Annotated in this window: 8 protein-coding genes, 2 tRNA genes and 3 pseudogenes; 8 read left to right on the top strand and 5 right to left on the bottom strand. The window is 60.6% G+C overall.

Going from position 1 to position 13,377, the window contains the following annotated elements:
- Together AC1DT6_RS38860 and AC1DT6_RS38855 are read left to right on the top strand one after the other, a co-directional pair.
- Nucleotides 1-220 (top strand): annotated as a pseudogene (locus AC1DT6_RS38860) (DUF4158 domain-containing protein); the annotation flags it as partial.
- A pseudogene (locus AC1DT6_RS38855) lies at nt 219-551 on the top strand (transposase); the annotation flags it as partial. The pseudogenes AC1DT6_RS38860 and AC1DT6_RS38855, both read left to right, overlap by 2 nt.
- A 123-nt stretch (nt 552-674) precedes the next feature.
- Here AC1DT6_RS38855 and prpR read toward each other — a convergent pair.
- Entirely contained in the window at nt 675-2,597 is a 1,923-nt protein-coding gene (prpR, locus tag AC1DT6_RS38850) for a propionate catabolism operon regulatory protein PrpR (protein WP_477104609.1), read from the bottom strand.
- Between the two features lie 255 nt (nt 2,598-2,852).
- Here prpR and AC1DT6_RS38845 point away from each other — a divergent pair, with 255 nt between their 5' ends.
- Nucleotides 2,853-3,806, top strand: coding sequence for a Bug family tripartite tricarboxylate transporter substrate binding protein (locus AC1DT6_RS38845; protein ID WP_477115494.1), 954 nt, complete (start codon nt 2,853-2,855; stop codon nt 3,804-3,806).
- Between the two features lie 41 nt (nt 3,807-3,847).
- A complete protein-coding gene (locus tag AC1DT6_RS38840) occupies nt 3,848-4,840 on the top strand; it encodes a quinone oxidoreductase family protein (protein ID WP_477104607.1) in 993 nt (330 codons plus the stop codon).
- Between the two features lie 681 nt (nt 4,841-5,521).
- Here AC1DT6_RS38840 and AC1DT6_RS38835 read toward each other — a convergent pair.
- Entirely contained in the window at nt 5,522-5,740 is a 219-nt protein-coding gene (locus AC1DT6_RS38835) for a hypothetical protein (RefSeq protein WP_477104606.1), read from the bottom strand.
- Nucleotides 5,741-6,119: 379 nt separating this feature from the next.
- The gene (locus tag AC1DT6_RS38830; RefSeq protein ID WP_477104605.1) at nt 6,120-7,121 is read right to left on the bottom strand and encodes a PDDEXK nuclease domain-containing protein; all 1,002 of its coding nucleotides are present in this window, start codon (nt 7,119-7,121) and stop codon (nt 6,120-6,122) included.
- Between the two features lie 633 nt (nt 7,122-7,754).
- On the opposite strand from AC1DT6_RS38830, the gene AC1DT6_RS38825 reads away from it, so the two are divergent.
- The 3 genes from AC1DT6_RS38825 to AC1DT6_RS38815 all read left to right on the top strand — a co-directional run bounded on the left by AC1DT6_RS38825 (nt 7,755) and on the right by AC1DT6_RS38815 (nt 8,571).
- Nucleotides 7,755-8,078 carry an H-NS histone family protein gene (locus AC1DT6_RS38825; protein WP_477104604.1) on the top strand — a complete coding sequence of 108 codons (324 nt, stop codon included), beginning with the start codon at nt 7,755-7,757 and terminating at the stop codon, nt 8,076-8,078.
- Between the two features lie 338 nt (nt 8,079-8,416).
- Nucleotides 8,417-8,487: transfer RNA gene (locus tag AC1DT6_RS38820), tRNA-Gly, on the top strand.
- 5 nt (nt 8,488-8,492) lie between these two features.
- Nucleotides 8,493-8,571, top strand: a tRNA-Ile gene (locus AC1DT6_RS38815).
- A 31-nt stretch (nt 8,572-8,602) separates the two neighbouring features.
- Here the strand turns inward: AC1DT6_RS38815 and AC1DT6_RS38810 are convergent.
- The gene (locus tag AC1DT6_RS38810; RefSeq protein WP_477104613.1) at nt 8,603-10,282 is read right to left on the bottom strand and encodes a SulP family inorganic anion transporter; all 1,680 of its coding nucleotides are present in this window, start codon (nt 10,280-10,282) and stop codon (nt 8,603-8,605) included.
- Between the two features lie 301 nt (nt 10,283-10,583).
- A pseudogene (locus AC1DT6_RS38805) lies at nt 10,584-13,050 on the bottom strand (Tn3 family transposase); the annotation flags it as partial.
- A 78-nt stretch (nt 13,051-13,128) separates the two neighbouring features.
- Between AC1DT6_RS38805 and AC1DT6_RS38800 the strand changes: the two are divergent.
- Nucleotides 13,129-13,377, top strand: a 249-nt coding sequence (locus AC1DT6_RS38800) for a helix-turn-helix domain-containing protein (protein WP_477115493.1), incomplete at its 3' end; no start/stop codon positions are given.

The raw sequence follows: 13,377 nt of genomic DNA, 5'->3' as shown, positions 1-13,377 counted from the left end.
GATCGGGCGACGGCGCGGCCCAACGATGAAGCTGGGCCTGGCGCTGCACATTGGCTTTTTGCGCATGAGCGGCTGCCTATTGGATGCGTTCAGTATCCTGCCACCAGTACTGCTTCGCCACCTCGGCACGGAACTCGGCATCAATACGCCGGATCTGGCGTCCTTGCGGGCGCTCTACGCGCGTAGGCGAACGCTCTCCGACCATCAACTGCTGGCCTGCCTGGCTGTATCGCGAGCAGTTGCGCGACATCCTTGAGCGCAAGCAGATCAACGTTGTTTCCGCAATGCTCGAGCAGTGGTGCACCAACGTCATGCGATCCAAGGTCGAGCCAATGAAGGAGGTCGCGCGCATGATCCGCAAGCATTTCGACGGTATCGCTGCATGGACCCAGACGCGCCAGACCAATGGCTTCCTGGAGGCGCTCAACGGCCTGTTCCAAGCCGCGAAGCGCAAGGCCCGCGGTTATGTGAACTTCAAAACCATGCGCACCGTGATCTTCCTGATCGCCGGAAAGCTCGACTTCTCCTCGATCAACCCGCATGCCGCATAACCCACTCGTTTTTCAAAAGAGCCTCTTTAACTCTATCGGCCGAACTCAGCCGTCTGGCCGGTCCTGATCTGGACCGGCGCCCCGCCCGCCTCGGCTCTCCCATCCCGCAATTCGACGATGGTCCTAATTTTTGAGGAGGCGCCATAGGGTGGAGCGACCAATACCCAAGCGTTTTGCGGCCTGGGTACGGTTTCCTCCACACTCCTTGAGAACCTCCTTCACATTGGCGATGGTCATGCCGGAGAGCGTGGTGTCGAGCGACTCCGGGATACAGGCCAGCGAATCGTTGTGGTCCGGATCACGGTCGAGAAGCTCGGCTAGTTGTCTTGCTGGCACTGCCGCGCCGGCTTCGAGACAAGCCATGGCAACTCGCTCGGCGAAGTTCTCAAGCTCGCGGACATTACCTGGCCAGGCATGTTGTCGGGCGACAACCAAGGCGGCGGGCAAGACAGCATCAAGCAAGTCTGCAAGCTGTACCCGTCGCATCGCCGCACTTACCAGCGAAGTTGCCAGAAAGTCGCGGTCCTCGGGGCGCTCGCGCAGCGGCGGCACCTGGACGCGCAGCACGCTAAGGCGATAGAAGAGATCTTGCCGAAAGGCGCCTTCGCGCACGCGCTCCCACAGGTCGCGATGCGTGGCGGCAACGATGCGGACATTGACCTGCAGGGTGTCGGTACCGCCGACTCGCGTCACTTCCCGCTCCTGCAAGACACGTAGCAGCCGCGTTTGCAATAGCGGCGGCATCTCCGCCACCTCGTCGAGGAAGACCGTTCCCTCGTTGGCGGCTTCGAATAGGCCCGCCTTACCGTTGCGCCGCGCGCCGGTGAAGGCGCCTTCTTCGTAGCCAAAGAGTTCCGTCTCCAGCAGCGTCTCTGGCAATGCACCGCAGTTGACCGCCAGGAACGGGTGCCGCCGCCGCCGACTGGCGTTATGCAGGCCTTGGGCAAGCAGTTCCTTGCCGACGCCGGTTGGCCCTGTGATCAGGACGGTGGCATCGCTTCGCTCGGCCGCAACTCGGCATCGGGTAACGGTGGCGGCCATGGCTGGCGAGGCGCCTACGACGTCCTCAAGCTTGTACCTGGCTGTTTGTGAGTGCGTGTACCGATGCGCGCGGAGCCTGTTAAAGGCCCGCTCGACCCGTGTCGGCTGGTGGAGCGTCAGTACCGTTCCCACGCGCACGTTGCCTTCATACAGCGGCGCGCGGTCAATGATCACCGTGCGTCCGTCGATCTCCTCGACGGAGCCGCTCTCATGCTCGGCATCGGACATTATGCGTCCCGGACGCAAGACAGCGAAGGGCAAAGGCAGCGTCTTCCCGGTGGATGGGATGAGGGGGCTGCCCACTAGTTTCTCCGCTGCGGGATTGGCCGCGATCAGCCTGCCGGCGGCATCCAGCGCGACAACGCCATCGCCAAGATGATGGAGGACGCTGTTCAGCAGCGAATATCGAGAGCGCTCGACCGCCTTCGCGCTTGCCAGGCCGATCGCGTCTTCCAGTGCAAGCCGCACCGAGTTGACGGAATAGAGGAACACGCCTGCCATGCCCTCCGCCGCTGCCGCCTGCATAACCACGCCCGCCCCGACGACCACGCGCATATCCATGCGCCGCAATTCGTCAATGACGTTACGGGCGTCCTGGGCGGATTCGTACGAGCGAAATACAATCGGCAACGCGAACACTTCCGCAAACTTCGCCATGTCATCACCTGCATCGCGGTGGAGCACCACAGCAATACGCTCGGAGATCGCCCTGGCCCGGACAATGGCGGCCATCACGTCATGGCCGCCGACGCGTACCGAGACCACGGGAATCGACAAGTGGCTGCGCAGGAATTCAGCATTCGCGCCTGCGGAGACCACCACATCGCACGGCGCCGTTTCCTGCCGACGCTGAATCTCAGCGAGCGCCTCATCAAAATGCGCGTCGATCACGCTGACTTGCGCGCGTGTATGAAACGTCGCACCCACCTCGCGGATGTGCTCTGCAAGCTGGTAGGCGCTGACACCAACGATGACGGGGCGACCTGGCTTTGGGAGTTCTTGCATGAGAATCAGGCCGGCGTGACAAATGACGGTTAGTTTAGCGTTTTATTGGGGCGTTTCAAAGTGGGACGAATGCGTTTCAACTTGAGTCAGCGCATTCGCGTTCCAAGCTGCCACCGATGTAATTTATTGTTAATAATCATATGGTTACAGGGTAGTATGAATTTGCCCAAACAGCTGGCATGGGCATTGCGGTAATGCGGTCACACACAAAAAAAACGCTGCAGGAGACCCATGAATCGCAGAGCTTTCAACCGCATGGCCTTGACCTTGCTCGGCGCCGCCCCGCTGGCGGCGGCGCGGCCCGCCGAACGCTATCCCGAGAAGCCTATTTCCCTTGTCGTCGCCTACAGCGCGGGCGGGAGCGCAGACTTGCGGGCACGCCAGGTGGGCCGCTTCATGAGCACGGCCTTGGCGCAGCCCGTCGTCGTGGAGAACCGGCCCGGCGGCGCGGGAAACATCGGGACGCAGTACGTGGCACGGGCGAAGCCAGATGGCTACGTGCTTGGCATCGGCAACCTTGGCCCGTTGAGCGTCAATCCTTCGCTGTTTGCCAACCTCGCGTTCGATCCAGCCAAGGACCTAACGATGATCGCGCTGATCGAGCGCGGCCCGCTGCTGCTGCTGGTCAGGCCGGATTCGCCGTACCGGACGGTGGCCGACCTAATACGCTCCGCCAAGGCCAGCTACGCGGGCCTGACTTACGGATCCAGCGGAGCGGGCGGCGCGCATCATCTTTGCGGCGAATTACTGAAGTCCATGACTGGCAGCAACCTGGTCCATATCCCGTACAAGGGCGGCACTGGGGCCATGGTCGACCTGCTGGGCGGCCGGCTGGATTTCCTGTTCGAGCCGATGTACTCCGCGCTGCCGGCTACACGGGCGGGYAAGGTGCGCTCTCTGGCGATCACCAGCAAGGCGCGCTCGCCATTGCTCCCGAACGTCCCCGCCATGAATGAAGCGGGCGTCCCCGGCTTTCAGGTGGAAAACTGGCAGGGGCTGGTCGGCCCCGCTGGCATGCCGACCGCGATTGTCCAGGTTCTCAACAGGACCGTCGATCAAGCGCTCGATGACCGCGACTTTCGCGCCCTCCTGCTATCCCAGGGCAATGAGCCCGTCGGCGGGACGCAAGAGGCATTTGCCGCTTACGTCAAGGCAGAGAGAAACCGCTGGCAACAACTGATCCGCTCCAGCGGAATCGAGCCAAGCTGACTTACACCGACTGTTTTTTACACCACAGCACAGAGAACGAAATGAAAGCCATCATGATCGAGAGCTATGGCGGCCCCGAAGTCTTGCAGCGCCGGGAAATGCCAACGCCGGAACCCGGCCCCGGCGACATCGTCGTCAAAGTCGCATTCGCCGGCATCAATTTCATGGATGTGCATACGCGCCAAGGCAAGTATGCGACGTCGACAACCTATCCCGTGCGACTCCCGTGCACCCTGGGGATGGAAGGAGCCGGCGAGGTGGTGCTTGTCGGCAGCGATGTCAGCCGCTTCGTAGCCGGCGACCGGGTGGCATGGTGCATCGCTTGGGGCAGCTATGCCGAGTACACCCGCGTGCCGGCCGGGCTCGCAGTCCGGCTGCGCGACGACATCGCCTACGATCAGGCGGCAGCCAGCCTCTTCCAGGGCAGCACCGCGCACTATCTGCTCAACGATGTGGCCAGGCTACATGCCGGGCAAACCTGCCTGGTGCACGCCGCCTCCGGCAACATCGGGCAGTTGCTGGTGCAGATGGCCAAGGCTGCCGGCGTTACTGTTTTTGCGACGGGCAGCTCGCCGCAAAAGTGCGCGGTGGCGCGTCGCCTCGGAGCCGATTACGCCATGGCTTACGACCAAGGGCGATTCGCCGACGCAATACGCGAGGCCACGCAAGGTCGCGGCGTTGATGTGGTCTTTGACTCGGTGGGGAAAGCGACACTGCGCGACAGCTTCCGCGCCACGCGCAAGCGCGGCCTGGTGATTAACTATGGCAACGTTTCCGGCTCGGTGGACGACCTGGACCCCATAGAACTGGGGGAGAGCGGCTCTCTGTTCCTGACCCGGCCTCGATTGGCAGACCACATGTCCGATCCGGAGACGGTACAGCGGCGGGCGGATGACATTTTCGCGGCGCTCGCCTCCGGGGAAATCCATATGCCCATCGCAAGCCGCTATGGCTTTGACGATGTGGAGAGGGCACATGCGCTGATCGAGCAACGGCAACAAATTGGGAAGTCCGTATTATCGATTGCTGGTTAGAGGCGGCACTGGATTGGCGCGTGCGGCGCGGACAATCCCCGCGGGTTTCGATTGCGGCCCGCTGGCCTCCGCCTGCCGAAGGCCCGGAGAGCGGCTGTGAGCGGTCATCCAGGCTGACGTTGCCGATCGTCTCTAGCAGTCATCTACCTCCAACCGAGCGAACGGCCGAAGCGGGAAGAGCCGTCCGCGGTCGTCGTGCCAACGCGCCGCTCGTCGGCGCGGACTTTTGCACATAATCGGACGTCCACGCAACGACAGACTCGACTGTTTGTCGAAAGGTACCCCACGGCCTGGGGAACCGTCCGACCCTCAGTTGTCCGTCGGCGAGCGGTGGGTTGGAACCGGTTCAAAGTCGAAATGGGCGGCAGCATACACGGCATTGCGCGTTCATAGTTCTTCCCCGTCCTTATAGAAGGTGACCCATTTGCCGTCGCTGACGCATTGGGCGCCGGGAAAAACCTCCTCATGGCCGTTGGGACCGTCCAGCGGGAAGGGCGCGTGTGGCGTGGCCCAGTAGTGGCCGTTCGGTAAGGCTGTGATCGATTTTCGGGACATTCTCTTCGGCACCGCCATGCGCAGTCACGCAACGCGCGATCCGACCCGCCGCGGCGAAACGTATTGTGTCAATCCCGCAACGGCGTGGCACCGTCCCGAGACATCCTCGTGTAGCCTCACTGCCAATTACCTCCTGCTATACGGTGCAAGTTCGCCATGGCGCAATGCCTCCAAATTGCAGTCCGAGCCTTCGGCGTCGGCGCCATCCTTGTGATCGTCGCCGTTGCCTCCCGGCAAGTATATCTGCGGGTCGCTGCTGAGGCTGGCATTGCCGGCGGTGAAGAGGATCCCGCGGCAAATGTTGACCCGATGCGAAGCCATCACAGCCGCCTGCAGAATCGGCATATTTCCGAAGGCGCTGTGGATGCTAACGAAAAGCCGAGTGCCCGTTGCGTAGAGTCCTGAGGACTACCCAATCTGCGATTCGCTTTCTGTCCGACGAAAGAGGGACCCAAGCGTAGCGCCTTTCCCGCCTAAGCCGGGTGCTGGCGGGACAACGCCGCGATAACGTGCATTAAAAGGCGCATATTCGGCGCCCAGCGCGCCAGTCTAGTCAATGTCGCCCGATTGCTCGATATGCCCCAGGTCTTCCATAGTCTTGCAAGATCCGGTCGCGGCGCCGCTGACCATCGCCCGGGAATACGGAATCGGCCGCGCCAGTCCCGGTCGTTTGCATTTTGCGCTGGAGGTGAGTCTCATTGCGTGAGTGCATGGAGCATGCCACTCACACGGGAGGCAAATCCTGTTGGTAGAACTCATGCAACTTGGCCTGCAAGAGGGCCTTGTCGGGCAACTGAGTCTGATATTCGGCAATCAACGCTGGCGACAGGCTGCGACTGAGTGCATATTCAACCACTTCGTCGTCCTTGCTCGCGCAGAGCAATACACCGATAGCCGGCCGCTCATGTGCCTTCTTCACATCCCGGTCTAGCGCCTCCAGGTAAAAGCTCAGCTTTCCCATATACTCCGGTTCGAAACGGCCTACCTTCAATTCAATCGCCACAAGGCAATTGAGCCCTCGGTGGAAGAAAAGCAAGTCCAGCGCGAAGTCCCGCCCCCCTACCTGTAACGGGAATTCGCTGCCCACAAAGCAAAAATCCCTCCCTAGCTCAATGAGAAAGTGCTTTAATCGTCTCAATAAGCCGCGGTGCAGGTCCGCTTCGCCATGGCCTGTCGGCAGGTCAAGAAACTCGACCAGATAGGTGTCCTTGAAGACACCCAAGGCTTCCGGGTGAGTTTGTGACACCAGCGGTGACACTTTTACCGGGTTCAGTACCGTGCGTTCGAACAGGGCAGCCTTGAACTGACGCTCCAGTTCCCGTTTGCTCCATTGCTCCTGGATCGCCAATCGGAGGTAGAACTCTCGCTCCTCCCTGCGCTTGCTCTGGCTGAGGATGATCAGGTGGTGCGTCCAGGGCAACTGGCTCACCAATGTCGAGACGATCTCGTTGTCCTCATAAGCCTCGTAGAACTGCCGCATGCGGAACAGATTCCGACGGGTAAAACCTTGCAAGCCCGGCTGCGTTACTGCCAGGTGTTCGGCCAGTTGGGATACCACGCCATCGCCCCATTCCGCCGAGGCGATCTTGCGGCTGATCCTCTGTCCAATCTGCCAGTAAAGTGCGATCAGCGTTGTATTCACCGCGCGGACCGCCTGCTGTCGGGCAGCAGTAATCAGTCGAGTGATCTCGGAAAAATCGTCTTGGGGTTGCAGTGAAGTGCTCAAGCCTAGGTTGTCTCCGGATTGCGGGACTCGAAATAATTGGACTCAGTGAGTTTATCAAACAAGGTAGCTCACCGTGCTTCGCTTCCGCTAGCAGCCTCTGAGGGACCTCTCGTGCTCGATGCCGAGTTGGTCGAAGGCCTGCCATAGAAGCTATGGTTCGCCGCGCAGGTTGACGAACATCTTGTCCAGATGCCAGGTCACCTCGTCTCGGCGCTTTTGCATCAGGGGGTCAAGGAGTCACTGTCAACTTAAAGGCCCGGTAGTGAAAGTTGGACACGACCTAGGCTTCAAACCATGGTCACAGTTTCCAGGCGGGGATCATCAGGTGCGCGGTGCGCTGGTACTTCCGCTTTAACCTCAGGCTGCTTGAATGCCAAACGATGTTCCCGGGCGCGCACGCGGACAATGTCGCAATTAGATTGCGACTGACGTCTACTATCCTCTGCGCTGCAGACCGGGTGCCGAAAATCTCCGCTTGCTCTACCGTCACGAATATCGACACACAGGCGAGCGAATTGAAGCCAAGGGCTCCATTACCCATTGACTGGTGCCGACGTCGATATACCGTCTGAACGTGTTGCAATATTCGAAATAATGTACGATGCTGGAGTCACCATAGAAATGGAGAAAACCATGGCATCATACAAACAGTTGCTCGCGGAAAAGGAAAAACTCGAGGCTCAACTTGTCGAAGTACGAGCAACGGAAGTCGCTGGCGTTATCGGGCAGATTCAAGCCCTGATGGCGCAGTACGAGTTAACTGCCGACGACATCGCTCCAAAGCGTCGCCGTGGCCGTCCCGCAACAGGCCCGGCGGCTAAGGCTCCGGCAAAACCCAAGACATCTCTGCCGCCAAAGTATCAAGACCCCAAGACAGGTGCAACTTGGACTGGCCGTGGCCGTGCACCGGCTTGGCTCGGCAAGAATCGCGACAAGTTCTTGATTCCAGAAGCGTGAGCGCTGGGCCGGCCCAACGACCGTCGGTTTGATGCAATTATTGGCAAATATTCGCCGCGCCGTGTGAGCCCTTAGTTTCAGTTGGGGCCAAGCGGCCCGGCTTTCCTCCGGAAAACTGAACCCTTCCGCGAACACGGGCGTGTGCTGGCTCGGCCCGGAAACGTGCACTTAGCTTCCGCGCATGAGGCCATCAAGTTTGTGCGGCAGACAATCCCCGGGAGATTTTTAGTCTCATGTTTATGAATCTACGCTGTTGGCAACCTTGCGACCGACAGCAGCGAAGAGGGGCACCCGTGCCACACCGATTTGGGTAGCTGCTATCATGCCGCGCATCGCGCGCGGGTGTAGCTCAACGGTAGAGCAGAAGCCTTCCAAGCTTATGACGAGTGTTCGATTCCCTTCACCCGCTGCATCGGGCCTTTAGCTCATGCCTGGTTAGCGCAGCGGACTCATGATCCGTTGGTGCCGTGTTCGACTCACGGGAGGCCCACCAATCAGGGCTAGGTTGCCGGGCGACGACAGGCTCAGGCTGAATGGGATGGGGTCTTTGGGGATCGAGGCGGACATTCCTTGAATATCTTCGCGGTGCAGCTTGCGCAGATTTCCGGATCAAGCTTGCGAAGCACGGCGCGCAGGGCGTCATCCTTGCTGCTGAATATATTTTGCGGGCCGAGCCTGTCCTGGAAGCCTGTCTTGTCCCAGATTCTGAGCACGTCCGGGCGCGGCCGATGGAAGTAAAGACCGCCGCCGGCTGTGCGCCGCGCGGCCAGTTCGCTTTCCCACAATTCGGCGCCTGCCAGGTCGATGAAGTTCATGCTTTTCGTCATGGCCAGCAAGTGCGTTTGTCCGGGGCGTCGGTTGCGGATGTCATGGAGGTATTCGGTGACGTGCTGGACCGCGCCGAAGTAGATGGCGCCTTCAATGCGCAGCAGCTTGAGCTGGGGACATTCCGCTGGCGGCCCTTCGAGGTTCTCGATCGGCTTGAACCGGCGCGCCGGGTCATTGGGGTCTGGCACCAGGCTGCGCACAGCGGGTCGGGAGGTGCGGTAAAGGTAGGCAATGAGAGAGAAGATACTGCCCAGCATGACGGCGATTTCCAACCGAAGCACCAGGGTGGCAATGAATGTTCTCAGTGCGATGGCGAATTCGGTGCGACTCAGGCGCTCGATCTCGCGCAGGCGGCGTACGTTAACCAGCCCGGTTGACACCAGCAGCAGCATGGCTGCGATGGCCGCCAGGGGAATCTGTGCGAGCAGCGGCGCGCTGACGGACACCAGCAGCACGAGCAGAAGAGCAGAGAAGACGCTTGCCAGAGGTGTCTTCGCACCTGCCTCGAAGTTTGGCATGGAACGGCCCAGGGAGCCGCAGGAGATATAGGACGAAAAGAAGCCTCCCAGGACATTGGACAGGCCTTGGCCGATGAACTCCCGGTTGGCGTCGATATGCTGGCCGGAACGTATAGCCACCGCCTTGGCGATCGAGATCGACTGGCCGAGCGCGACGATGGTCAGGGCAGCGGCGATGCCGAACAGATCCGGGATCGATTGCCATGAGATGGTTGGCAACGCCAGTGGTGGGATGGCGGAGGGGATGGGGCCAATGACATCAACACGGTGACCGCTCCCGAGCAAGGGCATGGCGAACACCATGGAGGCGCCATGGCCAGCAAGCAGACCGATCAGCATAAAGGGGACCCGCGGCGAAATCCGTCTGGCCAGGAGCGTTCCCGCCAATGTCACGAGGCCGACAGCAACAGCGGTCCAGTTGATGTCATCGATATGCCGCGCCAGATAGCTAACCACACCAAAGGCGCTGGTGCCGGCAGGCATATGCAGACCGAAAAAATCCTTCAGCCCATAGAGGCCGATCAGGGTCGCCGCGCCGCCTGTGAAGCCAAGCAGCACTGATGGCGAGATAAAGTTGGCGATCGAGCCCAGGCGCAGCGCCCCGATCAGCAGTTGCATGATGCCGACGAGGATGGTGATGGCAAGTGCCAGTTGGATATAGTCGGGGCTACCGGCTATTGCCAACGGACTCAGCATGGCCATCAGCGCCAGTGAATTGGCGTTGGTCGGACCTGACATCACATGCCAGCTGGAACCGAACACGCCGGCGATGATGCACGGCACCACGGCAGTGTAGATGCCATACTGCGGCGGCAAGCCCGCCAGCGTCGCAAATGCGACGCCTTGCGGTAGTACCAGGTATCGCTTTGTTTTCGCTGCAGTTTACCGGGGCAGCAGCCCCCAGTATTCATGCGGGTTTCCGGCCGGTGCCCCAATAAATTCCTGTAAAATCAACCACTTGCTGACTGGTCCATTCCCCGTATCCGCAGATGTACCGATCGCGACACAAGCATGGCCGCGGAGGCAGGGATGTAAGCCTCCAAAATGCTTAATCGCGGCCGACGGATGGACCAACGTCGAGCCTTTGCCGGCAGGGGATATATGCCGCTGATGCGCAGGCTTTGGCACCGTCCTCTGAGCCGCCTTCAAAGCAAAATGGTCATGCCGTACGCCACTGCGAAGGTGAGTCGGGCCGGAACGCCGAGGTGGGCATGAGCCGGTGCGCATAGCGCGCGATGGGAAACTCAAAAGTGCCCCGCAGATTGATTCCCTCGATATGGGTGGGACCGATATACCGAAGGCCCTCAGATCGAGTCGAGTCGCCGCCGATCTTCTCGAGGATGTTCCAGCTGCGTTGCATGTGCATCGTATTCCAAGCCATCACCGAATTGGATAGCAAGGTCAAGGCCGATGACACTGCCGCCAGCGACGCGTCATGGCGGGCCAGCTCGATCGGTATCTTGCCGGAATGGATCGCCCGCTGGAGAATGTGCACCGCTTCACCGCGGTTCAGCGCGTGCTGCATCTCATGGCGAAATGCGGTATTCGTGAAATAGTCGATCAGGAAGATCGTACGAAACAACCGTCCGAGATGCATGCCGGCCTCATAGACGAGTTGTCCGCGCGCCGCCACCCCAAAGCGCGTAAGTGCCTGGACTGCTGTGCATTGCCCGCTTTGCACGGATGCCGCAATCCGCACCAGCTCGTCCCAGGCGCACTCAATGAGGCTCAGTCGAACATCTGCATCGGTGACGGCAGCCAGTTCGCTAGGCACATTATGATGCCTGGGAACATGCAGACGTCTGTCGCGCAGGTGGGACAGTCGCGGACAGAGGTCGAAGCCCAACAGCCGTGACAGACTCATCGCGAAATCTGTAAAGCCGTGCGTATCCACTGCAAGTTGCGCTATGTCTTCCGAACTGCCTTGTCGGATCACGCCCTCGATCGCTGCGCCGGCCTGGCGCTCATTGAGCAAAATTGGCTGGTCATAGAAGATGCCCCACCGATCTCGAACGTGAGTGTACATCCCGATCGATGCAGTCCGCCGGCGTGGGTCGGCCCGCGCTTTCCAGACAGAACGTGTCGTTTCCAACGACATCATGTCTGACGAGGCCAGATCGGAGCGCCCCCAATGCTGGGAAATTGGGTGCTGATGCATGAAGGTCAGCACGGCTTCAGCCGCGTGGCGCAGCTTCCGCTCGTCCGCAACGCGATGCATCATCTGCCGGATCGCGGAAGGCGACAACTCCGGCACCATTCGGGCGAGATCCGCAGCTGACATCGAGGTGCCGTGCGCGAGTATCGCTGCGTAGACCAATAGCAATTCGCTACGGGAATGAGGCTCTCTTCCCAGCAAGAGCCAACTAAAGTGCGAGGCGCTGTCGATCTCGAGCAGGATCTCAGGCAACTGTCCGCCCGGGTGCTGCTCGAACAGTGCGCCTCGCAATGTCTCCACATTCGAGGGCCTGGCGCTTGCCACCAAGGGGTCGATGTGGATCGCATCGTCAATCTTGAGTTTCCCACACACGACAGCGTCCCGCAGCTTGGCGAGGCTTTCGTCCAGATGCGCGATCACAGGCGCCAGAAATGCCTGACCATCCTGTGGCAGCTTGAGATGGCCATAGAAGTGGTTGCGTTTGGCCTTCCAATCGCTGGCGCCGATCAAGATGGCCGCTTGGCTTCGAAAGGCAAAGCTGTGCTCAAGGAACACTGAGCCGTTGCGCAGTGCCACCCGTAGGGCGAATAGCGTGCCCCACTCGAAAGCGGCCAAGGCCCGCTGACGGTCCTGTCCCTCCAGAGCGGGTTGCCAGGCGCGGCCAAGTCGAATCGTGATTTGGTCGGGAAGATGATCGGACTTCCGCGCGTAAAGTTCCTGGAGCACTGCCAACGCTTCAGTCACCGGGTGTGCTGACAGGGCGGAGAATGGCAGCAAAACCAACCTGCCGAGCAATGCCCGAACCTGGCGGTGTCGCGAAAGGAGTTGCGCGCGGATCAGGCTGGCACGGCTGGGCGCACGCCGGTTAAGCGCCGCGTCGGCCAGCGCCGACAGCTGCTGGCAGAGTGCTTCACGGGTTAGCATCTCATCCGCGGCCAGTGCTTTGACCGCGGTTGCGAACTCTCGCATCTGGGTGCCAGGGTCCGGTCGGCCAGCCTCAATCAAGCGCCGACCGTCATTCACGGACTTCTGAATCCAGTGTCGCAACATGGTCGCCAGATGATCCGAGGCGGCGCATAGAGCGTAACGCAGAAAGCAAGCAGCTTCCAATCGGCGGGGTTGCTGCGCGACACGTTTGCTTACTGATGGCGGACGATTGGCACAACGCCTGCCATAGTAGCGTATCAGCGCTTCATTGCACGCCGCTGGCCAGTTTCGGTGAATGCCCATCTTGTAAAGGAGTTCGACCTTGTCGAACATCCCCCAACTGATGGGTCGAGGTTCGCAATGGGACGGTCCAAAGCCATTGCTGCAGGCTCGTGTGATCGCCATGCGGGTGCGCAAGTGCTGTGCCCCACGTGTCCAAGGAGGCAGCCCCGTAGGCGCGCACTAGAGCGACGGCAAGCGCCGTCTCGGCCGTGGCGACGGCCTGGCTAATCAGTCTTTTTCGTGCGCGGTCATGGGGTATTATTGAGACTTGTATAAATCATGACAACCGATTTGAGTCTGACGCATTATCTGACCAAGGCGTTGATCGGGAGTCGATTGCATGGCTGGGAAGATGGACGAAGCGACCAGAAAGCGGGTTYGCGCTGGACGGATGCTGTTAGCGAACAAGCCGGTCGCGGMGGTTGCGGCTGCGGTGGGCGTGGCTCGGCAGACGGTGTACACGTGGAAGGCGCGACTGGACGAAGGCGGCATCGACGCGCTGCGCACCATGGCCCGTGGACGGCCGTCGTTGCTCGACGATGCCCAGCGCGAGCAGTTGTGTCGTGCCTCGAGCAGTTGTGTCGTGCCT

It is taken from the genome of Cupriavidus sp. 01L45, from assembly GCF_056399885.1.
The sequence above is the reverse complement of the archived record's forward strand: the minus strand, read 5'-3'. Positions and strand labels throughout refer to the sequence as shown.